This is a genomic window from Rhizobium leguminosarum (assembly GCF_002953715.1).
Lineage (GTDB): Bacteria > Pseudomonadota > Alphaproteobacteria > Rhizobiales > Rhizobiaceae > Rhizobium > Rhizobium leguminosarum_V.
In genome coordinates this window covers 1,310,379-1,331,799 of sequence record NZ_CP025012.1, presented here as the reverse complement: position 1 = coordinate 1,331,799, position 21,421 = coordinate 1,310,379, and the positions used below count along the sequence as shown (strand labels likewise).

21 protein-coding genes are annotated in these 21,421 nt (G+C 61.0%); 13 read left to right on the top strand and 8 right to left on the bottom strand.

All coding sequences use genetic code 11. The features are described 5' to 3' along the window. Nucleotide 1: 1 nt before the first annotated feature. The 4 genes from CUJ84_RS06790 to CUJ84_RS06775 form a co-directional block, all read right to left on the bottom strand. On the bottom strand, nucleotides 2-2,131 hold the full coding sequence (locus CUJ84_RS06790) for a bifunctional diguanylate cyclase/phosphodiesterase (RefSeq protein WP_105005663.1): 2,130 nt from the start codon (nucleotides 2,129-2,131) through the stop codon (nucleotides 2-4). A 232-nt stretch (nucleotides 2,132-2,363) separates the two neighbouring features. Beyond that, nucleotides 2,364-2,717, bottom strand: a complete 354-nt coding sequence (locus tag CUJ84_RS06785; RefSeq protein WP_105005662.1) for a cupin domain-containing protein — start codon at nucleotides 2,715-2,717, stop codon at nucleotides 2,364-2,366. A gap of 14 nt (nucleotides 2,718-2,731) precedes the next feature. After that, nucleotides 2,732-4,015 (bottom strand): O-acetylhomoserine aminocarboxypropyltransferase, encoded by a 1,284-nt coding sequence (locus tag CUJ84_RS06780; RefSeq protein ID WP_105005661.1) that lies wholly within the window; start codon nucleotides 4,013-4,015, stop codon nucleotides 2,732-2,734. Between the two features lie 117 nt (nucleotides 4,016-4,132). Continuing rightward, complete coding sequence (locus tag CUJ84_RS06775) at nucleotides 4,133-4,561, bottom strand: CoA-binding protein (protein WP_105005660.1); 429 nt, start codon at nucleotides 4,559-4,561, stop codon at nucleotides 4,133-4,135. Nucleotides 4,562-4,680: 119 nt separating this feature from the next. Between CUJ84_RS06775 and CUJ84_RS06770 the strand changes: the two genes are divergently transcribed. Next, on the top strand, nucleotides 4,681-5,004 hold the full coding sequence (locus CUJ84_RS06770) for a hypothetical protein (protein WP_024321130.1): 324 nt from the start codon (nucleotides 4,681-4,683) through the stop codon (nucleotides 5,002-5,004). Between the two features lie 474 nt (nucleotides 5,005-5,478). Further along, the gene (locus CUJ84_RS06765) at nucleotides 5,479-6,315 is read left to right on the top strand and encodes an EamA family transporter (protein ID WP_105005659.1); all 837 of its coding nucleotides are present in this window, start codon (nucleotides 5,479-5,481) and stop codon (nucleotides 6,313-6,315) included. Here CUJ84_RS06765 and CUJ84_RS06760 read toward each other — a convergent pair whose 3' ends face one another. Then, the gene (locus CUJ84_RS06760; protein ID WP_105008111.1) at nucleotides 6,316-7,146 is read right to left on the bottom strand and encodes an enoyl-CoA hydratase; all 831 of its coding nucleotides are present in this window, start codon (nucleotides 7,144-7,146) and stop codon (nucleotides 6,316-6,318) included. It lies immediately after the preceding gene. A 96-nt stretch (nucleotides 7,147-7,242) separates the two neighbouring features. Beyond that, complete coding sequence (locus CUJ84_RS06755) at nucleotides 7,243-7,473, bottom strand: DUF1127 domain-containing protein (protein WP_105005658.1); 231 nt, start codon at nucleotides 7,471-7,473, stop codon at nucleotides 7,243-7,245. 73 nt (nucleotides 7,474-7,546) lie between these two features. On the opposite strand from CUJ84_RS06755, the gene CUJ84_RS06750 reads away from it, so the two are divergent. From CUJ84_RS06750 to CUJ84_RS06720, 7 genes are all read left to right on the top strand, one after another. Continuing rightward, nucleotides 7,547-8,446, top strand: a complete 900-nt coding sequence (locus tag CUJ84_RS06750) for a LysR family transcriptional regulator (RefSeq protein WP_027685170.1) — start codon at nucleotides 7,547-7,549, stop codon at nucleotides 8,444-8,446. Between the two features lie 316 nt (nucleotides 8,447-8,762). Continuing rightward, on the top strand, nucleotides 8,763-9,227 hold the full coding sequence (gene rplM / locus CUJ84_RS06745; RefSeq protein WP_003558420.1) for a 50S ribosomal protein L13: 465 nt from the start codon (nucleotides 8,763-8,765) through the stop codon (nucleotides 9,225-9,227). A gap of 1 nt (nucleotide 9,228) precedes the next feature. Beyond that, complete coding sequence (gene rpsI, locus CUJ84_RS06740; protein WP_027685171.1) at nucleotides 9,229-9,693, top strand: 30S ribosomal protein S9; 465 nt, start codon at nucleotides 9,229-9,231, stop codon at nucleotides 9,691-9,693. Between the two features lie 308 nt (nucleotides 9,694-10,001). Then, complete coding sequence (cml, locus tag CUJ84_RS06735; RefSeq protein ID WP_105005657.1) at nucleotides 10,002-11,189, top strand: CmlA/FloR family chloramphenicol efflux MFS transporter; 1,188 nt, start codon at nucleotides 10,002-10,004, stop codon at nucleotides 11,187-11,189. A gap of 220 nt (nucleotides 11,190-11,409) precedes the next feature. Then, a complete protein-coding gene (gene speB / locus CUJ84_RS06730; protein WP_064649130.1) occupies nucleotides 11,410-12,372 on the top strand; it encodes an agmatinase in 963 nt (320 codons plus the stop codon). 60 nt (nucleotides 12,373-12,432) lie between these two features. Further along, a complete protein-coding gene (gene argC / locus CUJ84_RS06725; RefSeq protein ID WP_105005656.1) occupies nucleotides 12,433-13,365 on the top strand; it encodes an N-acetyl-gamma-glutamyl-phosphate reductase in 933 nt (310 codons plus the stop codon). A 180-nt stretch (nucleotides 13,366-13,545) separates the two neighbouring features. Further along, nucleotides 13,546-14,337 (top strand): sulfite exporter TauE/SafE family protein, encoded by a 792-nt coding sequence (locus CUJ84_RS06720; RefSeq protein ID WP_105008110.1) that lies wholly within the window; start codon nucleotides 13,546-13,548, stop codon nucleotides 14,335-14,337. Nucleotides 14,338-14,363: 26 nt separating this feature from the next. On the opposite strand, the gene CUJ84_RS06715 is transcribed toward CUJ84_RS06720, so the two are convergent. Further along, nucleotides 14,364-15,467 (bottom strand): COX15/CtaA family protein, encoded by a 1,104-nt coding sequence (locus CUJ84_RS06715; protein ID WP_105005655.1) that lies wholly within the window; start codon nucleotides 15,465-15,467, stop codon nucleotides 14,364-14,366. 114 nt (nucleotides 15,468-15,581) lie between these two features. On the opposite strand from CUJ84_RS06715, the gene CUJ84_RS06710 reads away from it, so the two are divergent. Together CUJ84_RS06710 and CUJ84_RS06705 are read left to right on the top strand one after the other, a co-directional pair. Then, entirely contained in the window at nucleotides 15,582-15,791 is a 210-nt protein-coding gene (locus tag CUJ84_RS06710) for a DUF2842 domain-containing protein (protein WP_105005654.1), read from the top strand. Between the two features lie 223 nt (nucleotides 15,792-16,014). Next, complete coding sequence (locus CUJ84_RS06705) at nucleotides 16,015-17,253, top strand: GNAT family N-acetyltransferase (RefSeq protein WP_105005653.1); 1,239 nt, start codon at nucleotides 16,015-16,017, stop codon at nucleotides 17,251-17,253. 4 nt (nucleotides 17,254-17,257) lie between these two features. On the opposite strand, the gene CUJ84_RS06700 is transcribed toward CUJ84_RS06705, so the two are convergent. Beyond that, nucleotides 17,258-19,426, bottom strand: coding sequence for a GumC family protein (locus tag CUJ84_RS06700; RefSeq protein WP_105005652.1), 2,169 nt, complete (start codon nucleotides 19,424-19,426; stop codon nucleotides 17,258-17,260). Nucleotides 19,427-19,616: 190 nt separating this feature from the next. Here CUJ84_RS06700 and CUJ84_RS06695 point away from each other — a divergent pair, with 190 nt between their 5' ends. Both CUJ84_RS06695 and CUJ84_RS06690 read left to right on the top strand, forming a co-directional pair. Continuing rightward, entirely contained in the window at nucleotides 19,617-20,192 is a 576-nt protein-coding gene (locus CUJ84_RS06695) for a polysaccharide biosynthesis/export family protein (protein ID WP_003558401.1), read from the top strand. A gap of 3 nt (nucleotides 20,193-20,195) precedes the next feature. Further along, entirely contained in the window at nucleotides 20,196-21,365 is a 1,170-nt protein-coding gene (locus tag CUJ84_RS06690) for a glycosyltransferase (RefSeq protein WP_105005651.1), read from the top strand. Nucleotides 21,366-21,421 lie beyond the last annotated feature (56 nt).

Genomic DNA, 21,421 nt, shown 5'->3' with positions numbered 1-21,421 from the left:
ATCACGCGGCTGACTCTTCTTCCAGCTTGCTGGATATGTCGTATGCCGACATGGGTTTTCCAATCAGATATCCTTGAAGCTGATCGCAGCCGGCGTCGCGCAAGATCGCCGCCTGGCGGGTAGTCTCGATACCTTCCGCGGTAACGGGAATCCGCAGAGCGGTCGCGAGCGAGATGGTTGCCCGAAGAACATCGGCGCCATTTGCGCCTTCGTCGAGAGCCGACACGAGCGAGCGGTCGATCTTCATGCGATCAAACCCGAACTGCCGCAATGCGCCAATGCTTGCATAACCGCAGCCAAAGTCGTCGAGCGCGAACTTTATGCCGACGCGTTTGAGCTGGTCTATCGAACGCCGGGCCTGATCCGGATTGGTCATCAGAACGCCTTCGGTGATTTCCAATGTCAGGCGGTTTGGATTGAAATCAAGCTCCTGCAGGACCGAGATCACTTCTGCGGCAAATTCCGGATTGCAGAGCTGGATTGGCGAAACGTTCACCGACAATGCCAGATCGGGCCAGTTCTTGGCATGCTCGATAGATGTTCTCAGCATATGAACGCCGAGCGCATCGATGAGGCCGCACCTCTCGGCAAGAGGGATGAAAATCTCCGGGCTGATGTTTCCGGTTGCAGTTCGCCAGCGCGCCAGTGCTTCAAGACCAGTCACAGCGCCGGTCGAAGCAGAGACGAGAGGTTGGAAAACGGCTTCGATTGCGCCGCTGGTGATGGCATTCTTCAACAGGCCTTCTAGTTCGGCAACCCGTTGACGTTCCCGGTCCAGCTCCGGATCGTATTCGATTGCCTGGCCTCTGCCATTTGCCTTGGCACGATAGAGGGCCATGTCCGCTCTGCGAAGAAGCTCCAATGGCGGGACGTCGCCGTTGCGAACAGCAGCTCCGATGCTCGCGCCAACTTCGATCGTTCGTCCGTCGATTTTGAAGGGCTCGACAAACAGCGCCAAAATCGTCTTTTCCATCTCTCCGCATGTGGCGGAACCGATGTGCACCAGCGCAAATTCGTCGCCCCCGAGCCGAGCTGCGGCAATGATTTCGGGGTGGCAGGCCGTCAGCGCCTTCGAAACCAACTGGATCAAATCGTCCCCCACCGCATGCCCCCAGGCATCGTTGACGGCCTTGAAGCCATCAAGGTCGATCAGATAAAGCTGAGGTGGCGAAGAGCCCGAATTTTCCAGCTCTTCCAGCAGGTTGAGAAGCCCATGTCTGTTCAACAGGCCACTCAAGCTGTCATGGCCTGCTTCGAAAAGCGCTGCTTGCGCCAATAGGCGCAGGCGCCGCGCCTCGGAGGCGCCAACCATCAGAACGCCGATCAAGAATAGCGAAAGGATGACGGTAGAAGCTGCAAGATAAGGATAGACCTGATGAAACACGGCGCTTCCCGGCGCTTTGCTGGGCCAGACGAGATAGCCGATGACGGCCCCCTTCATGTCGGTGATCGGCGTGTTCAGGAACTCCGGCTTCGGCGTCATCTCGAGGCGCAAGCCTTCAAGTTCATGTTCGTTCGAGAGCGTGTCGAGAACTTCCGATGTAAATTCCTTGTAGAAACTCAGCGTGCTAAGCTTCGGAAGTTCGGCGGTCGCCTCGAAAGGCTGGATTGCCTGAGATGCGATCAGCGCGATACCGCTTTCGGTCTTGATGAAATTGATCACTGGCGCCCGCCCCGGATCGGCAGCCACATTGATCTGCTGATAAAAACCTAGCCCGAAAAACGCGCTCGGCTGGAAGGGCTTGCCTTTGGCATATGCGGAGACGATCGAAGACCGGTCAGGGCCGATCACGATCGCGCCGTCATAGAGCGCGTAATCCTCGCTGGTTTTTCCCCAATTCTCATAGGCCCAATCCGCCGCGGCCGAAGATGAGACAGCACTATAGGCATCGTCCCACACGGCATTGTCCGTCGTTGTCGCGCTCAGGCGACCCACAAACGCACCGATTGCCGCGCGGGCGGCGCGACTGGCCCTGGCATCATCGATCTCGTTGGCCGACCGGGTCATCGTGACGACGACATGTGCCATCAGGCCGGTCAGTACGAGAGCAACGACAAGGAAGAAGACGGTTGTCGCGATGATGGAAGACGTCTGGGTCCGAACGTACCTACCTGCAAGATTCGACGACATGCAAATTCCGCAAAGATTAATTGCAAGGCCATGTCTGTGGGACGGCAGGAGACATCATGTCCGCAATGCGCTGCAAATAAGGTTTAGCATTTGACGATGTAGGCACGATTAATGGGAATGGTTAAAAGCGTTCTATCCCCGGAAAGAGGCGCAGCCATTCGCTGAAAGACGGGCCGTCATCGCCGCGAATCGGGACAAGCGCGGAATCGTCGACGTCGATTTTCCGGCCCGCTCAAACCTTGATCACATAATCCTTGCGAGTCGTTTCAACGACTTCCCACGTTCCCTTGAAGCCGGGTCTGAGGATCATCCGGTCGCCCGCCTTCAGATGAACCGGCTCACCGCCCTCCTCCGTCACGATCGAATGGCCGGACAGCAGGCTGAAATATTCCCACTCCTCGTAGACGATCCGCCACTTGCCCGGTGTCGCCTCCCAGATGCCGGAATAGAGGCCGCCTTCGGCCTCCTCCAGATTCCAGGTGCGGAAATGCGGATCGCCGGAGATGATCCGGCCGGGCTCCGGGGCGCCGAACTCGGGTTCGACGCCGTCGATGCTGAAGGTGATGAAATTTGCCGTGGCCATCATGGATCCCTCTGATCTCAGATCTTCGAGAGCGCCTGTTCGAGATCGGCGATGATGTCCTTGACGTCCTCGATACCGACGGAAAGGCGCACCACGTCGGGGCCGGCGCCGGCGGCGATCCGCTGCTCGTCGGTCAACTGCCGGTGTGTCGTCGAGGCCGGGTGGATGACGAGCGAACGGGTGTCGCCGATATTCGCAAGATGGGAGAAGAGCTCCAGCCCCTCGACCAGTGTCTTGCCCGCCTCATAGCCGCCCTTGACGCCGAAGGTGAAGACGGAGCCGGCGCCCTTCGGTGAGTAGCGCTGCTGCAGGGCGTGGTTCGAGTGGTCGTCGAGGCCGGCATAATTCACCCAGGCGATCTTGCTGTGCGCCTTCAGCCACTTCGCGACGGCGATCGCATTGTCGCTGTGCCGTTGCATCCGAAGCGGCAGCGTCTCGATGCCGGTCAGGATCAGGAAAGCGTTGAAGGGCGAGATCGCCGGCCCGAGGTCGCGCAGGCCGAGCACGCGGGCAGCGATCGCAAAGGCGAAATTGCCGAAGGTCGCATGCAGGACCATGCCGTTGTATTCCGGCCGCGGGCTCGACAGCATCGGGTAATTGCCGGATTTCGACCAGTCGAAGGTGCCGCCGTCGACGATGAGGCCGCCCATCGAGTTCCCGTGGCCGCCGAGAAACTTCGTCAGTGAATGCACGACGATGTCGGCGCCGTGCTCGATCGGACGGATGAAATAGGGTGTTGCCATCGTATTGTCGACAATCAGCGGCAGGCCGTGACGATGCGCGACGTCGGCGATGGCGGCGATATCGACGAAAGTGCCGCCGGGATTGGCCAGGCTTTCGATGAAGATGCCGCGCGTCTTGTCGTCGATCTGGCTTTCGAAGCTTGCCGGATCGGCGGCATCGGCCCAGCGCACCTGCCAGCCGAAATTCTCGAAGGCATGGCCGAATTGGTTGATCGAGCCGCCGTAGAGCTGGCGGGCAGCGATGAAATTCTCGCCAGGACGCATGATATTGTGGAAGACGATCACCTGCGCCGCATGGCCGGAGGCGACGGCAAGGGCGGCCGTGCCGCCCTCAAGCGCTGCGACGCGCTCCTCGAGCACGGCCTGCGTCGGGTTCATGATGCGGGTGTAGATGTTGCCGAAGGCCTGCAGACCGAAGAGGGCGGCGGCATGATCGGAATCATTGAAGACGAAAGCGGTCGTCTGGTAGATCGGCGTTACCCGCGCGCCGGTCGCCGGGTCGGGCTGCGCGCCGGCGTGAATCGCCAACGTGTTGAATCCCGGATCATTCTTGGCCATGTCGTCCTCCCGTTATTGCTGACGGGAGGGATCATAGCCTCTCGCGAACGAAAGTTAATCGCGATCCGTTTCAACCCATGGGCGTTCCGTGGAAAATCCGTCTCCGCGGACCGCAACTCAGGCAATGAGACGAGGATATTCGATCGCCGGGCAGCGGTTCATCACCATCTGGATGCCGGCGGCCTCCGCCTTTGCCGCAGCCGCATCGTCGCGGACACCAAGTTGAGACCAGATGATCTTCGGCAGCGGCCTCAGCGCCAGCGCCTCCTCGACGACCCCGTCCAGATATTCGGAAGCGCGAAATACGTCGACCATGTCGATCGGCACGGGAATGTCGGCGAGCCGGGCATAGACGGTACGGCCCTGGATCTGATTGCCCGCCTGCCCCGGGTTGACAGGAATGACCTCGTAGCCGCGCGACAGCAGATAGCCCATGACGCCGTTGCTCGGTCGGGCCGGATTAGGCGAAGCGCCGGTCAACGCGATGGTCTTTACCGAATGCAGAATTCCGGCGAGGTAATCATCCGTGTAGGCGTCGTGATCCATATCCGCTTCTCCACTCCCAAAAGCCCTTCGCCACGGCGCGCAGTTTTTTTGCGTTTCCGTGAAACCGGCTAGGCATCTTTTCCGTATATATGAATTGGATACTCCCTGAGGATGATTCGATGAAAAAAATCGCTCTTGCCCTCATGCTCGTGCTCGCGGCATCGCCGGCGCTGGCGATCTCGCGCTACAATCCGCTCACCATGAGCTGTGCCAGCGTGCGCGCCGCCATCCACAATCAGGGCGCCGTCATCTTCCGCTACCAATCTCCCCGTGGCTTGCCGCTCTACGATCGCTATGTCCGCAACAGCAATTATTGCGACGCGACCGATTATGCGGAATGGACGCATATCCCCTCAAAGGACAATCCGCGCTGCCAGGTGCTGAACTGCCAGAGCATCGACAACCTTGACGGGATGCTCTTCGTTCCGCATCATCAGCTTTGATGTTTTCACCGTCGTGACCGCCGCCGAAACTGTACGTCTTTCGCGTTTGCGAAAGGTTCCGGCTCAATTGTGCGCTGCGATTTCCTGAATAATGCACAATCAGAAGCTTTAATTTTCCCCTATGTCAAAGCTATAGAATAATATCTATATTTCAGCAGCATAGAATAATCAGCTCCGTCATTCCTGCAGATATTTTCTTTTTTTGTTCGTGATATATTCACTATTTGTTCTTACATCCATTAGAAACATCTCATAGTTGAAAGCATCGCCTGGATTGAACGCATGTCGCGCGCACGTAAAAATTGCTCCAATGGATCGCCATTGTTCACATACAGAAAGGATGCTATTCGACATGTGAACGCATAAGCGACCGCAGCCGTACATTTTCGTGCAAATCCCAGTTGTCTTTTCAGGAATTTGAAACGCCGAAGGCGAGGCGTATTCCGCTTCCTCTCATCCTCCGGATTTACTCCCTTGCCTCTCGACGTCATCCTGCTCGTTCTCTTCGGCGCACTGCTGCACGCGACATGGAACGCCATCGTCAAGGCGGGGAGCGATAAATCCCTGGATGCGGCGCTGATCTCTGCTGGCGGCGCTGTTTCGGCACTGCCGTTCCTGCCATTCCTACCGCTGCCGCAAGCCTCGGCCTGGCCGTTCATCGGCGCCTCGGCTATCCTGCAGTTTGCCTATTTTCAGCTGGTCGCCGCCGCCTACCGGGCCGGCGATATCGGCCTCGTCTATCCACTGATGCGTGGCTGCGCGCCGCTCCTGATCGCCGCGACAAGCGGTTTCATCCTGAAGGAAAGTCTTTCCGGCGGCGCCCTTGCCGGCACGATGACGATCTCAGCCGGCGTGCTGACACTCGCTTTGGAGGCCCGGCGCGGCAGCAGCCGTGCCGTCATGTTATCGCTTGCCAATGCCTGCGTCATCGCCAGCTACACTTATGTCGACGGCATCGGTGCGCGTATCTCCGGCAATGCGGTCTCCTACACTTTGTGGATGTCGCTGCTGCCGCCGGTGCTGCTATTTTCCTGGGCAGCGTCCCAGCGCGGCGCTGTCGCCGTCGCGCGTCACGTCCGTCGCAACTGGTGGCGCGGCCTCATCGGCGGCGCCGGCTCGATCGCCTCCTACGGGTTCGCACTCTGGGCGATGACGAAAGCCCCAGTCGCGACCGTCGCAGCCCTGCGCGAAACCGCGATCCTGTTTGCGCTGGTGATCTCGATCACCGTCTTCAAGGAAAAAGCCAGCATCTGGCGCTACGTCGCCGGTGTCATCATCGCGATCGGCGGGCTGGTTCTGAAACTTGCGTGATTACTCGCCCTTCCAGTCCGGCTTGCGCTTGCCGAGGAAGGCGCCGATCCCCTCCTGCGCATCCTGCGTCAGCATGTTCTCGACCATCACCCTGGCGGTATAGTCATATGCAGCCTCCACCGGCAGTTCGAGCTGGCGGTTGAAGGCTTCCTTGCCAATCTTCAGCGTCAGCGGTGACTTGCTGGCAATCACAGCCGCATATTTGGAAACCACCTGCGCCAGATACTGCTTGGGCACGATACGGTTGACGAGGCCGAAATCCTTGGCAGTCGAGGCGTCGATCGTCTCGCCGGTCAGCAGCATCTCCATCGCCTGCTTGCGGTGCGCGGCACGGGAAACGGCCACCATCGGCGTCGAACAGAACAGGCCGATGTTGACGCCCGGCGTGCAGAATGTCGAACTATCCGTGCAGATCGCCAGATCGCAGGAGGCAACGAGCTGGCAGCCCGCAGCCGTTGCAAGCCCGTCGATCTCGGCGATGACAGGCTTCGGCAGATGCGTGATCTTCAGCATCAGATCGGCAGCGAGCCGAAAGGTCTTTTCGAAGAAACCGGCACCCTGATCTTCATCGGCGCGATGGGCCGTGAGTTCCTTGAGATCATGTCCCGCGGAAAAGACGTTGCCGCTCGAGGCGATGACGACGACGCGCACATCTGGTTCCGCCCCGGCCATTTCCAGCTCTTCCATCAGCGCTTCGAGAAGCGCGATCGACAGCACATTGGCCGGTGGATTGTCGAGCACGAGCCGGAGCACGCCGTCGCGCAACGAGCGGGTCAGCAATCCGCCCTCCTCCGCTCTGGCGGCGTCCGGGAAGGATACGATTTCGGCCATGATGCTGCTCCCTGCGCTCGATTCCAGGCAGACGTTTTGCCACAAGGCGCCGGCAATTTCGAGCACGATCCGCACTCCCCACAGAGGCTGCTGCTATCAGGACCAGAACCACGACTTCGACGTCTCGGCGCTTGCCTGCGCACGGGTCAGACCGACATCGCAAAGCTCGTCGTCGGTGAGTTCCGAAAGCGTGCGACGGCTGCGGCGCTTTTCGAGGTGATGTTCGACCGTCATCAGCAGCCGCCGGCTCCATCGCGCCATCCGGCGAAGTCTCGACCGAACGATATCGCGAGGTGTTTCGAAGATCTCGCTTAATTCCAGAGCCATCGCTTCTTCCTTTCTTGAACGGGTGAAGGATGCGCTGGAAGATGCCGCAAAAGAAGCTTATGGATATTATGATATGCATAAGGATTTCTTTGGTATGCCTCTCAACCTTGATCAGCTTGCCACCTTCGTCAATGTCGCCGATCTCGGAAGCTTTACGGCCGCTGCCGACAAGGAAGGCCTGACGCAACCGGCGGTCAGCCTGCAGGTCAAGGGGCTCGAACAGCGCCTCGGCGTCCGACTGATCGAGCGCGTCGGACGGCGAGCGCAGCCGACCGCTGCAGGCCTCGACCTGCTCGTGCATGCAAGGCGGCTGCTTCAGGCATCGGCCGCTGCGGAAGAAGCGATGGTGCCGTACAGAGACGGTGCAAGCGGTCGCGTGCGTATCGGCAGCGGCGGCACGGCGTCGATCCATCTGCTTCCTCGTGCCATTGCTGCCGCCAGAAAACGCATGCCCGGGCTCGAAATCACCGTACGCATCGGCGATGCCGACGACATTCTGCACGAACTGGAAGCCAACAGCCTCGACATCGCCGTCGTTGCCCTGCCGGCATCGGGACGGAACTTCGAGATCGAACCGTTCTACGAAGAGGAATTGCTGGCCGTCGCCCCCGCGGGCAGCTTGATGCCCGAAGACGGGCCGGACGCCGCATTCATGCGCGACAGGACGCTGCTGCTCTATGAGGGCGGCAATACCCGGCGCGCAATCGACGCGTGGTTGGCCGCCCCGGATACCAGGATCCGACCTGCGATGGAGTTTGGCAGTATCGAGGCGATCAAGGAGCTGGTGGCTGTGGGACTTGGCTGGTCGATCCTGCCGGGGCTGGCGCTGAAGCGCGACCGCGCCGGCCTCGTAACGACATCATCGCTGAACCCGCGGCTGACGCGCCGCCTCGGCATGGTTCTACGCCGGGACAAACATCTGACACGCGGCCTTCGCGAAATGATGAAATGTCTGCGCGCGTTCAAAGGTTGAGAGCTGCTTTCGACCGTCGGACGCAATTTCAAACAGGTAGAGGCGACGTGAAAAACGTCAGGGGCAGCAGCCTGGGAGCCAATAAATATGAGGTATTACAATACCGTATATCTAACTATTTGTTTTTGCTTGAACTTTTTTCAAAACCTCGGGAAAGTCGATATTGACCCCATGTCGTATTCCCTTTATACACCGCGCCAGAACGCAGCCTATCCGGGCTGCTTTCTTTTTGGCATGCCTCGAGCCTGCCAATCCAAGCAACAAGAAACGCCCTTCAAGCCTTCGGGCCAAGGGTCCCAAAAAGAAAGTATTCACTATGGCTACCTTCTCCCAGAAGCCTGCAGAGGTGGAGAAGAAGTGGGTGATCATCGACGCCGAAGGGCTGGTCGTTGGCCGTCTCGCTTCCATCATCGCTATGCGCCTGCGCGGCAAGCACAAGGCAACCTTCACGCCTCACGTTGACGACGGCGACAACGTCATCGTCATCAATGCCGAAAAGGTCGTTTTCACCGGCAAGAAGTATTCCGACAAGGTCTACTACTGGCACACCGGTTATGCCGGCGGCATCAAGGAACGCAGCGCACGCCAGATCATCGAAGGCCGCTTCCCGGAGCGCGTCCTCGAAAAGGCCGTCGAACGCATGGTTCCGCGTGGCCCGCTCGGCCGTCGCCAGATGAAGAACCTGCGCGTTTACGCCGGCTCCAACCATCCCCATGAAGCCCAGCAGCCGGTCGCCCTCGACGTTGCCGCGCTCAACAAAAAGAACGTAAGGAGCGCCTGATATGGCTGACCTCTCCTCCCTGAAGGATCTCGGCACGGCTGAAGCTGCTGCTCCGGCCCACGTCCGCAAGGTCGATTCGCTCGGCCGCTCCTACGCGACCGGCAAGCGTAAGAACGCCGTCGCCCGCGTCTGGGTCAAGCCGGGCTCCGGCAAGATCATCGTCAACGGCAAGGAATTCGCGGAATATTTCGCACGTCCGGTGCTGCAGATGATCCTGCGCCAGCCGATCGTCGCGGCTGCCCGTGACGGCCAGTTCGACATCGTCGCAACCGTTGCCGGCGGCGGCCTCTCCGGCCAGGCCGGTGCCGTTCGCCATGGCGTGTCCAAGGCGCTCACCTACTTCGAACCGGGCCTGCGCGCGGTGCTGAAGAAGGGCGGCTTCCTGACCCGCGACAGCCGCGTCGTCGAACGCAAGAAGTACGGCAAGGCAAAGGCCCGCCGCTCGTTCCAGTTCTCCAAGCGTTAATCGCTTCGGACAGACGGAATTTACGAAGGCCGGGGCAACCCGGCCTTTTTGTTTTGCTCTGTTTAAACCAATCGGAAGCGTGCCGGCATGCCATTGTCGCATTCCGGTTCTGCTGGTAGAAACTTGGCAAAGCGCTTCGGGAATGAGCGAAGCCGCACTCACGGGTCGAATCATGGGAACAACCAAGTCCGCAGACAAATAGGCCGCAACAACTCTGCCCTGTTGTTGCGGCGTCTGTCCGGCCAATCCCGATACTGATGAAGAGACAGATCGCCGCCGAATGAAATCATTTGAGCGGGTTCTTTCCCATGTTCTATTCCAAAATCCAGCCCTGGACCTATTCCCTGCCGGCGGCCTTGCTGCTGATGGCACCGTTCGACATCCTGGCTTCGCTTGCCATGGATATCTATCTGCCGATCGTGCCGGTCATGCCGGAGGCGCTCGGTACCTCGCCGGCCGTCATCCAACTGACCCTTAGCCTCTACATGCTCGTGCTTGGCGCCGGGCAGATCGTCTTCGGCCCAATTTCCGATATCATCGGACGACGGCCTGTCCTACTCGGAGGCGCGGCACTCTTTGCCGTGTCATCCTTCCTGCTTGCCGTCTCCTCGTCTGCACCGATCTTCATGGTGCTGAGATTGGTGCAGGCCATCGGTGCGTCGGCGACGCTGGTTGCAACTTTCGCAACAGTGCGTGACGTCTACGCCGGGCGTCCCGAAAGCAGCACGATTTATGGCCTTCTCGGCTCCATCCTCTCCTTCGTGCCTGCATTAGGTCCGATCGCCGGAGCCTTGATCGCTGATCGCTTCGGTTGGCGCGCCATCTTCCTGGTCATCGGCCTCCTTTCGGTTGCCGCCCTTTTCAACGCCGGCATGCGGTGGCATGAAACCCGCCCCGCCGCCACCGCGAAGGTCGCTCTCCGCCCGATCCTTACAAGCTTTGCCTTCTGGGTTTATACAGCAGGCTTCAGCGCGGCGATGGGTGCCTTCTTTGTCTTCTTCTCCACAGCACCCCGCATCTTGATCGATAAAGCCGGCTTCTCCGGCATCGCCTTCAGCTTCGTCTTTGCCACGGTGGCGCTGGTGATGATCGTGACGGCGCGTTTTGCCAAACACTTCGTCATGCGCTGGGGCATTGCGGGCAGCCTTGCCAGAGGCATGGCAGTGCTGCTTTTCGGCGCCGTGCTGCTTGCATTCGGAAAGTTGTTTCTGCAGCCTTCCCTCGTCAGCTTCGTCGTGCCGATGTGGATCATCGCGATCGGCATCGTCCTGGCGACAGCGGTCACCGCCAACGGCGCGCTCGACGCCTTTGGCGACATGGCCGGGACAGCGGTCGCGCTCTATTCCTGCGTCGCGAGCATCATCGTCGGCTTTGCCGGAACCGTCTTCGTGATTCTGCTCGGCGGCGACAGCGCCTGGCCGCTTGTGGGCTATGTCTCAGCGACCGCGCTGACGACGCTGGCTGGATTGTGGTGCCTGCGGGAGCCGGCCCGATAAGCAGCGGGCAAATGACGGTCGCTCGACGATAAGGAGCGGCCGTCGTCCGAACGATTGCTTGAAATCTGTCTGCACCTCGCCTACGCCTTTCTGCGCGCAGGGGATCGGCCAATTCCTTCGCGAGAGAACCGCGCCCGACACCTCACGTCAACGGCGATCATGCAATGCAGCGTCCGCATCGAACGCGACTATGGTTTGCGACCGAAAAAAGGAGCCTGACTTGGCGAACAGATCGATTGACCACGCCTTCACAGCGACCAGCCTCACCTCCGCCGCCAGCGATCCGACCTTCGCCGGCGCACTGTCTTTCATGCGCCGCCGCTTCACCAAGGAGCTCGCCGGCGTCGACGTCGCCGTCTGGGGCATTCCCTTCGATGCTGCGACATCGAACAGGCCGGGCACACGTTTCGGGCCGCAGGCGATCCGGCGCGCCTCGGCGATCTTCGACAATGATGCGCAATATCCGTTCAACCGTGATCTCTTCGCCGAAATGGCCGTGATCGACTACGGCGATTGCCTGCTCGACTATGGCAATCATCAGGACACCCCAGCCGCTATCGAACGACAGGCGAATGTCATCCTCGACAGCGGCGCCTTCCTGCTGACGCTCGGCGGCGATCATTACGTCACCTGGCCGCTGCTGAAAGCCCATGTAGCAAAACATGGACCGCTGGCGCTCGTGCAGTTCGACGCACACCAGGACACCTGGTTCGACGAGGAACGCCGCATCGACCATGGCTCGTTCGTGGCACGGGCCGCTCGCGAGGGCATCATCGATCCTGACCGCTCGATCCAGATCGGCATCCGCACCCATGCGCCGGAGGACTGCGGCGTCAACATTCTCTACGGTCATCAGGTCGAGGAGATGAGCGCCAGCGATATCGCCTCGGCGATCATCTCCCACACGCGCGGGGCGCCGGCCTATCTCACTTTCGATATCGATTGCCTCGATCCGGCCTTTGCGCCGGGCACGGGCACGCCGGTTGCCGGCGGACCGTCGAGCGCCAAGATCCTCTCGGTGCTGCAGCGTCTGCACCAGCTCGATATCCGCGGCGCCGATGTCGTCGAGGTGTCGCCGCCCTACGATCATGCCGATATCACCGCCATTGCGGGGGCAACGGTGGCGATGTATATGCTGGGTCTTCATGCCGAGCGACGCGCCATCGCCGTGTCACAAGGCTGACCTATCATCCTCAAACTGAATCCGGAAACCTTCAGAACCCATTGAAAGCGCAGGTTTAACATGGCACCGAAAATCTTCATCGACGGCGAACACGGCACGACGGGTCTGCAGATCCGCACGCGCATGGCCGGCCGCCGCGATGTCGAGCTTCTGTCCATACCCGAAGCCGAGCGGCGCAACGCCGCGATGCGCGAGGACATGCTGAACAGCGCCGATATTGCCATCCTCTGCCTGCCCGACGATGCGTCGAAGGAAGCGGTGCAGATGGTTTCGGCCAACAACAATGTGCGCGTCATCGACACCTCGACCGCCTTCCGCGTCAATCCTGGCTGGGCCTATGGCTTTGCCGAAATGGACGGCGCGCAGGCCGACAGGATCAAGGCCGCCCGTTTCGTCGCCAATCCCGGCTGCTATCCCACCGGAGCGATCGGCCTCATCCGCCCACTGCGTGCCGCCGGCATCCTGCCGGACGGCTATCCGGTCACGGTCAACGCGGTCTCGGGTTACACTGGCGGCGGCAAGCAGATGATCGCGCAGATGGAAAACCCGGATCACCCGGATGCGATCGCCGCGCCGCATTTCCTCTACGGCCTGCCGCTCACTCACAAACACGTGCCCGAGATGACCGTGCACGGCCTGCTCGACCGCGCGCCGATCTTCTCGCCGTCGGTCGGCAAGTTCGCGCAGGGCATGATCGTGCAGGTGCCGCTGCATCTCGACGATCTCGCCGAGGGCACGACGATGGAAAGCATTCATGCCGCACTCGTCGCCCATTATGCCGGCCAGGATATCGTCAGTGTCGTGCCGCTGGCCGAAAGCAAGGCCCTGCCCCGCGTCAACGCCGTCGAGCTCGAAGGCAAGGACACGATGAAGCTCTTCGTCTTCGGGACGTCGGGCGCTTCGCAGGTGAACCTCGTGGCGCTGCTCGACAATCTCGGCAAGGGTGCATCGGGCGCTGCCGTGCAGAATATGGACCTGATGCTCGCCTCGTAAGGCTCTAGCGGCGGCATCGAAGTGCATGCCGCCCGAGCTTTGTGACCTCTTCATCATGGTCTTTTCGCGGCCGTTTGCCTCGGCCGCCCAACACCGCTTTCGGCTCGATCATCGGTGGCGATTGGGCTATGAGAGCGGACCTTCCTCGCCTGTCGATCCCGAATCACGGAGCCTGATGTCATGACGCTCGATGCGCTAGTCGATGGCGTGCACGCATGGTTTACCGCCGCCCTGCCCGACCACGGCATCTATGCGCTCATGGCGTTTGCCTTCATTGCCGGGCTCGCCCGCGGCTTTTCGGGTTTCGGCGCCGCATTGATCTTCATTCCGCTCGGCGGTGCGATCGTCGGACCGAAGCTGATCTCGCCGATCCTGCTCGTCATCGATGGCATTGCGGCGCTTGGGATGATCCCTGCCGCCTGGCGCGGCGCCAATCGACCCGAGGTCTTCGTCATGGCAACGGGGGCCGCCCTCGGCGTGCCGGCCGGCACGGCGATGCTAGCGCTGCTCGACCCGATGTTGCTGCGCTGGAGCATCACCATCATCGCCATCGCCCTGCTCGCGCTTCTCGCATCCGGATGGCGCTACCATGGCGCGCCTTCTGCACCGCTCAGCAGCGGCGTCGGCCTGATCGCCGGGCTTTTTAGCGGCGCCGCGCAACTCGGCGGACCGCCGGTCGTCGCCTACTGGCTTGGCGGCAAGAGCGACTTCACGCGCGTCAGGGCGAATGTCGTTCTCTATTTCTCGATCTCGTCCGTTTTCAGCGCCATCAGCTATTATATCGGCGGACTGTTCGTGCCTGCCGTCTTCGCGCTGACCGCCGTGATACTGCCGAGTTATGCGGTCGGGCTCTACGGCGGCTCGAAACTGTTCGGGCTTGCCGAGGAGCGGACCTTCCGCATTGCCTGCTACGTTCTGATAGCCGCCGCCGCGATTATCGGCATGCCGCTGCTCGATGGGGTGTTGCGGTAGATCCGCCCTCGTCAAGGCAGCTCGCTTCAATCGCGTTCGGCGATCATCGTCCCGTGCGGATATTCGCCGTAAAAGCCGCGCCAGTTAGCGACGGCGAAACCGAAAACCACCAGCGCACCGGCCTGATGCAGCAGGCCCCAGTGAAGCGGAACCTGCATCAGCAGCGTGGCGATGCCGATCGCCGCCTGCAGCGTCACCAACGCGAAGAGCAGGACGGCGCGGCGTGCATGGGTGGTCCAAGGTGCTGCGCGAAGGGCGATCACCATGTTGACCAGCGTTAATGCGAAGAGCGTATAGGCGCCGATGCGATGGATGAACTGCACCGTCTTCGGGTTCTCGAAGGCATTGATCCAGAAGGGCTGCTGGATCAGCAGATCGGAGGGGATGACGGCGCCATCCATCAGCGGCCAGGTATTGTAGGAAAAACCGGCGTCGAGCCCCGCCACCAGCGCGCCGAGATAGATCTGAAACAGCGCGAAAATGGCGATCGCAGCGGCAAAACCGCGCGAAGTTCGTGCCGGCGCCGGATCATCGGAATGTCTGGAGAGACCGCGCATGATCCACATGCAGCCGGCAAAGATCAGGCAGGCCATGACGAGATGCGTCGCCAGCCGGTACTGGCTGACGTCGGTGCGGACGGAAAGGCCGGACGACACCATCCACCAGCCGATAAAACCCTGCAGGCCGCCGAGCGCCAGGATGCCGACGAGCGGCCAGCGCAGACGCTTCTCGATCCGCCCGGTCAGCCAGAAATAGATGAGCGGCAGCGCGAAGATCACGCCGATGCCGCGGGCGATCAGCCGATGCGCCCATTCCCACCAGAAGATGCCTTTGAACTCATCGACGGTCATGGAGTTGTTCAGCTGCTGAAATTCGGGAATGCGCTGGTAGAGGCGGAATTCCTCCTCCCATTCGGCAGCCGACAGCGGCGGAATGACGCCGTGGATCGGCTTCCATTCGGTGATCGACAGGCCGGAATTGGTCAGCCGCGTGGCGCCGCCGACGAGCACGAGACAGAAGAGCGCCAAAAGCACGAAACCGAGCCAGAGGCGCAAGGCGCGGCGGTCACGATTCTGCCTGCGCATTTCGCTCAGGATCGCCTGTTCCGTGGTCGGGTTTGCGACGGCCATGATGTCTCCTTCTATCCGGCAGTTGATTTGCCCCACGGGCTCATGCAAAACAAGCCCCGAACCTTTGCGGCATGCCGTCGCGCCGGTTGACCCATCCATTGCAAGAGATAGCCGATGCCCGTCCGCCTCCGCAAATTCATCGGCACGATCCTGATCATCGTGCTCGTGCTCGTCTATGCGCTGGTAGCGAATACGATCGCGGTGGCAACGCTCGGCAACGCTCCCTGGTGGGGACATCTGCTTTACTTCCTGCTCACCGGCCTGCTTTGGGTATTGCCGGCGATGGTGCTCATCAAATGGATGGCCGGCCCCCCGCAGCGCTAAAGCGCGTCGCGACCTTTCAGATTCGCTTGTCGCGCTTTAGGTCTTTGTTTTTACGCATGTCGTTGTCGCAAAACCGCTGCACACTTTTGCGCGACATGCTTTAGGGCCATTAACGGCCGAATAACCGTGATCTGCGGAAAACCTCGCCCATCGGGTCCGGTTAAACCAAATATACGTCTGGCATACCTACCTTCCCGTTCAGCATTCTTGACCGGAGAAAACCGTGCAGACGCAAAAGCTCGATGTCCATGAACAGCCGTCCGACAAGGCGCTGGCCGAAGCGGCCATTTCGCGCTTGCGCCAGCTGAGCATGAAACTCGCCATGGCTGAAATCGACATCGAAGTCTTCGATACGATGCAGCCGCTGGAGGATGAGTGGCGGGCGCTGGAGCGCGACAATCTTCAATCGCTCCATCAGAGCTACGACTGGTGCGCCGCCTGGGTGAACGCTTTCCAGCGGCCGCTTGCTATCCTCAAGGGCACTCATGCGGGTCAGACCGCCTTCATTCTGCCGGTCGAGATCGTCAAGTCTCGCGGGCTCACGACGGCAAAATTCATCGCCGCCGATCACAGCAACATCAATACCGGCCTGTTCTCCGAGAGTTTTGCAGAAAGCGGCGGAACCATCGACGCCGGCAAATTCGCCAGCCAGCTTCAGCAGGCACTCAAGGGCCGGGCCGATCTGCTGCTGCTGCAGAACATTCCGCTGGAATGGCGCGGACGACAGACCCCGCTCACGGGGCTGCCGATGGTGCAGAACCAGAATCATGCCTACCAGTTGCCGTTCCTTCCCAAGTTCGAGGAAACGCTGAAGCAGCTCAACGCCAAGAACCGGCGCAAGAAATTCCGTGTTCAATCGAAACGTCTCGAGGCGGCCGGCGGCTTCGAATATCTCATTCCCGGGACATCGGAAGAACAGCACCGCCTGCTCGATATCTTCTTCCGCCTGAAGAGCGCCCGCTTCGCCAGCCTCGGCCTGCCCGACGTCTTCGCCGATAGGGAAACGCAGGCCTTCCTGCACGGCCTGCTCGACAAGCTGGATGACAGCAAGCAGTATTTCGGGCTGCAGATGCATGTGCTCCGGCTCAAGTGCGCGCATGAGGGTAAGATCGCCGCGATATCAGGCATCTCGCGCAAGGGCGACCACATCATCTGCCAGTTCGGCGCGATCGATGAAGAACTCGTGCCGGATACGAGCCCCGGCGAATTCCTCTATTGGCAGACCATTTCGGGATTGCATGGCAAGGGTGTCGCGCTGTTCGATTTCGGTCTCGGCGACCAGACCTACAAGCGCTCCTGGGCGCCGGTCGAGACCGCACATTACGACGTGGTGCTGCCGGTTTCGCCGTTCGGTGTGATCGCCGGTGCCGCGCACCGGATCGTCACCCGCGGCAAGGCGCATATCAAGGCGCGCCCGAAGCTCTATAAATTCGCCCAAGGCATCCGGGCACGGATCGGCTAACCGTTCAAGCAGCCCGGCCGAGTGTCTGCTCGACCCCTTCGCCGCCCGACATCAGCACGACGCGCTCATAGCCTGCAGCCTGGAATTCCGTCATCAGCGCAACGAAGATGGTCTCCTCGACCTCAGGCAGCGAGAGGATGATCTCGACGTCCCGGCTGCGCGTCAGCCGCGAGACGCCGGCGACATCGGCCGAACCGCATTCGACCACCACGAGGTCGTAGGCGGCGGCGAGCGCATCGAGCAGCAACGACAGCCGATCGACACCGCGCATGGCGCGGCGCACGTCGCTCTGGCCTTGAGGGATGAGATGGGCGTCGGAAAAGCGGTCGCCGTGGATCGTATCGCCGAAGGCGGCCTCACCGCAAAGCAGATCGGTGACGCCGAGGGCAGCCTGGTCCTCGGCCATCAGTTCTGTGGGGTAGCCGGAACCGGTCATGTCGATCAGGATGACGCGGCGGCCGGCGTCGGCGAGCATGCGGGTCAGCGAAACCGTCGCCGCCGAGCCATTGTCACCAGTCGGAGATATCGCGATTGCCAGCGGCGCGCGGCTACCGGTGAGATAGTCAGCAACTGAGGCGACGGAGAATTCATTCTCGTCCTCCAGCGCCTCCTCGGCAGCCTCCGCGTCCTCGATCGTATCCTCTTCGTCCGCGACAACGGTAAGCATGCTCGGCTGGACGGGCTTTCTGGCGGCAGCGACGATCGGCGCGGCCTGCGGCACGTGCTTCTCCTCGACGACCGCTTCTGCCTCGATTGCCTCCGGGGTCGCATCGGTCGGGCGGAGCGCCCGGCCACTGAAGAGTTCGGTCAGCATGATGATGATAGCGCTCATGATCAGCGTTGCGACCGCCGCGACGACGACGATCGGCACCACCTTCGGGAAATAGGGATCGACCGGCTCAACGGCCCTGGAAACGATCCGGGCATCCGCAGGGCTCGAATTGCTGTCGGCGCGGGAGGCGGCCTCGCGGTAGCGCACAAGATAGGTTTCGAGCAGCTGGCGCTGGGCGTTTGCCTCCCGCTCCAGCGCATTGAGACCGACCTCGTCCTCACCGGCGCGGGCGCTGGTGGCCTGCACCGTTTGCGACTGCCGCTCGAGTTCGCTCGCCCTCAGATCCGCAACCTTGGACTCGTTCTCGATGCTCGCCAGGATCTTCTGCGTCTCCTGGCGGATCTGGGTGCGGATATCGGAGAGCTGAGCGCGCAGGCTTTTCAGCCGCGGATGATTGTTGAGAAGGCTGGTCTGCAGATCCGAGATCTGCGACTGCAAGCCGGATTCAGTCCCCTTCAGCCGCTGGATCGCCTGTGAGGACATGATGTCGGGCAGCGTATCGAAGGCCTCGCCCGAAGACAGTGCGTTTCGCACCGCCTGCGCCCTCGCCTCCGCATTGGCCTTGTCGCCCCGCACGCGGGTCAGCTCGGCGGAGATATCGTTCAGTTGCTGGGCCGGAAAAGTGGTCGTGCCGTTCGTCTGCAACAGCCCGTGCGACGTGCGATATTCGGCGACCTTCTTCTCCGCTTCACTGACCTTCCGGCGCAGACCTTCGATCTCCGGCTCCAGCCAGCGGGTCGCCTCGGAATTGGAATCGAGCTTGGCGCCGCTCTGGGTCGAAAGGTAGACATTCGCCATGGCGTTCGGAATGGCGGCGGCGAGCTTCGGGTCCTTGGAGGTGAAACTGATGCCGATGACGCGTGAACCCGGGACCTGATAGACCTGCAGGCGTTCGACGAAGGCGTCGATGACGCGTTCTTCCGGCGGGTTCTCCAGCGGGTTCTTCTTCAGGTGCAGCTTCACCAGGATACTGCTCATCGCCGAGCCGCTGGCGGCATCGTCGAATTCCGGCAGGTTATAAAGCTTCAGATCGTTGATGACCTTCTTGAGGAGATCGGCCGATTGCAGAAGCTGCACCTGGCTGGCGATGTTCAGTTCATCCATCAGCGGACCGGCGCTGGCGTCGTTGACCTGCTGGGTGCTGGCGAAGGCCGGCGCACGGGGTTCGATGAGGATGCGTGTTTCGCTGCGATATTGCGGCGACATGATCTTGGCGCCGGCAAAGGCGACGCCCGCCCCCACGAGGGTGATTGTCAAAATCCGCAGACGGCGCGCCCAGACCGCACGGACCAACTGGCCGAGGTCGATGTCCACATCCTGATCACGAGCTACGCCGGACATGCTCTTACTCCACAACAAAGGTGCCCTAAGCGTAAACGACCATGGTAACTCAACGGTTAATGACCAGCTTGCCAAGAAATGGGCGATGATCGATGAAGGAAACCGGGAAATTGCAAGCGCCCTTTACCGGGCATTAACCCTAACGGATCGATAACGACTGCACCGAGTTCATTTTTGTGAGCACAAGCGGATGTCTGTCGTCCAGCCCAAGATCCTTTTGGCCCTGAGCCTTGCAGCCATGACGGCAGCACTGGGCGGCTGCACGACGTACAAGCCGGCGCCGAAGGCCTTCAACGAGGCCACCATCCAACCCTATACGCTGGACAGCGGCGATCGACTGCGCATCACCGTTTTCGACCAGCAGAGCCTGACCAACACCTATACGGTGGATCAGGCCGGCTATGTCGCCTTCCCGCTCATCGGCCAGGTCCCTGCCCGCGGCCGAACCCTGCAGCAACTCTCGGGGCAGATCGCCCAGAAACTGCAGCAGGGCTATCTTCGCGATCCCGACGTCACCATCGATGTCGATCGCTACCGTTCGGTCTTCATCATGGGTGAAGTCGGCCAGCCCGGCCAGTATGCCTATGTTCCCGGCATGACAGTGCAGAATGCCATCGCGGTTGCGGGCGGCTTCACCAGCCGCGCCAACCAGCGCATGGTCGATGTCACCCGCAAGATCAACGGACAGGTGCTGACCGGCCGCATCAATATATCAGGGCCGATCATCGCAGGTGACACGATCTACGTTCGCGAACGGCTTTTCTGAGCGATGGCAGAACAGCAGCCGCTCCGCATCCTCCATTGCTTCAGGTCGCCGGTCGGTGGAATTTTCCGCCACGTCCGCGATCTCGTCGAGGAGCACAGCAAGGCCGGCCATGAAATCGGCATCCTCTGCGACAGCTCGACCGGCGGCGAGTACGAGGACAGCCTGTTCGACGATATCCGTCCCTATCTCTCGCTCGGCCTGACACGTGTGCCGATCCGGCGCTCGATCAGCCCGTCCGATATTGCGACGATGTGGGATACATATAAGAAAATCAAAAGTTTGCGGCCGGATGTGCTGCACGGACACGGCGCCAAGGGCGGCGTGCTCGCGCGACTTGCCGGCTCAGCGTTGCGGGTAAACAAGTATCGCGTAGCCCGCCTCTATACCGCGCATGGCGGAAGCCTGCATTATTCGCGCTCCTCGCTCAGTGGACAGTTCGTCCTCAGGATGGAGCGCTTGCAGGAATATTTCACCGATGCGCTGGTCTTCATCTGCGAATACGAGCGTGACACCTATGCACGCAAGGTCGGGCGACCCCGGACGAAGACAAAACTGATCTACAACGGCATCGGCGAGCGCGATTTCGAGCCGATCCCGACCCGCTCGGATGCCGTGCATTTCATCTATGTGGGAATGCTGCGGGACCTCAAGGGTCCCGATCTGTTTGTCGATGCCTTCGCCAAGACCGAACGGCTGCTCGGCAGGCCACTGTCGGCGCTGATGATCGGCGACGGGCCGGACCGCGATCGCTACCGCGAGATGATGGTCGAACGCGGCCTTGGCAAACGCATTGGCATGCTGCCGGCTATGCGGGTCCACGAAGCCTTCTCCATGGCACAAAACCTCGTCGTTCCCTCGCGCGCCGAAGCCATGCCCTATATCGTGCTCGAGGGGCTCGGCGCCGGCAAGACGATTATCGCAAGCCGTGTCGGCGGCATTCCCGAGGTGCTGGGCGCAGACAGCGCGGCACTGGTGGAGCCCGGCAATTCCGACGATCTCGCCCGCGTCATGGCGGAAACGCTGAGCACGCCCGACTGGCACGCCAGGACGATGCCGAAGCCCGAGGCGGTGAAGGCGGTGTTTTCTTCCGCCGTCATGGCTCGCGATGTCCTGAAACTGTACCATGAGCTCGTCGACCCGGCTGCCGGCCAAGCAATGCCCGTTGCCTCGTAAATATTTCTTAGGGGCTTTCTGGTATTTCGCTTGGTGACAACGAGCGACAATGCCCC

Bases quoted from the DNA above. Each gene is read 5' to 3' on its own strand.
- CUJ84_RS06720 (WP_105008110.1), top strand. From the start codon at position 13,546: ATGACGCTCGATGCGCTAGTCGATGGCGTGCACGCATGGTTTACCGCC.
- rplM (WP_003558420.1), top strand. From the start codon at position 8,763: ATGGCTACCTTCTCCCAGAAGCCTGCAGAGGTGGAGAAGAAGTGGGTG.
- CUJ84_RS06695 (WP_003558401.1), top strand. From the start codon at position 19,617: ATGTCTGTCGTCCAGCCCAAGATCCTTTTGGCCCTGAGCCTTGCAGCC.
- CUJ84_RS06790 (WP_105005663.1), bottom strand. From the start codon at position 2,131: ATGTCGTCGAATCTTGCAGGTAGGTACGTTCGGACCCAGACGTCTTCC.
- CUJ84_RS06690 (WP_105005651.1), top strand. From the start codon at position 20,196: ATGGCAGAACAGCAGCCGCTCCGCATCCTCCATTGCTTCAGGTCGCCG.
- rpsI (WP_027685171.1), top strand. From the start codon at position 9,229: ATGGCTGACCTCTCCTCCCTGAAGGATCTCGGCACGGCTGAAGCTGCT.
- CUJ84_RS06775 (WP_105005660.1), bottom strand. From the start codon at position 4,561: ATGGATCACGACGCCTACACGGATGATTACCTCGCCGGAATTCTGCAT.
- CUJ84_RS06770 (WP_024321130.1), top strand. From the start codon at position 4,681: ATGAAAAAAATCGCTCTTGCCCTCATGCTCGTGCTCGCGGCATCGCCG.
- CUJ84_RS06750 (WP_027685170.1), top strand. From the start codon at position 7,547: ATGCATAAGGATTTCTTTGGTATGCCTCTCAACCTTGATCAGCTTGCC.
- CUJ84_RS06700 (WP_105005652.1), bottom strand. From the start codon at position 19,426: ATGTCCGGCGTAGCTCGTGATCAGGATGTGGACATCGACCTCGGCCAG.
- CUJ84_RS06710 (WP_105005654.1), top strand. From the start codon at position 15,582: ATGCCCGTCCGCCTCCGCAAATTCATCGGCACGATCCTGATCATCGTG.
- argC (WP_105005656.1), top strand. From the start codon at position 12,433: ATGGCACCGAAAATCTTCATCGACGGCGAACACGGCACGACGGGTCTG.
- CUJ84_RS06755 (WP_105005658.1), bottom strand. From the start codon at position 7,473: ATGGCTCTGGAATTAAGCGAGATCTTCGAAACACCTCGCGATATCGTT.
- CUJ84_RS06785 (WP_105005662.1), bottom strand. From the start codon at position 2,717: ATGATGGCCACGGCAAATTTCATCACCTTCAGCATCGACGGCGTCGAA.
- CUJ84_RS06760 (WP_105008111.1), bottom strand. From the start codon at position 7,146: ATGGCCGAAATCGTATCCTTCCCGGACGCCGCCAGAGCGGAGGAGGGC.
- CUJ84_RS06780 (WP_105005661.1), bottom strand. From the start codon at position 4,015: ATGGCCAAGAATGATCCGGGATTCAACACGTTGGCGATTCACGCCGGC.
- cml (WP_105005657.1), top strand. From the start codon at position 10,002: ATGTTCTATTCCAAAATCCAGCCCTGGACCTATTCCCTGCCGGCGGCC.
- CUJ84_RS06715 (WP_105005655.1), bottom strand. From the start codon at position 15,467: ATGGCCGTCGCAAACCCGACCACGGAACAGGCGATCCTGAGCGAAATG.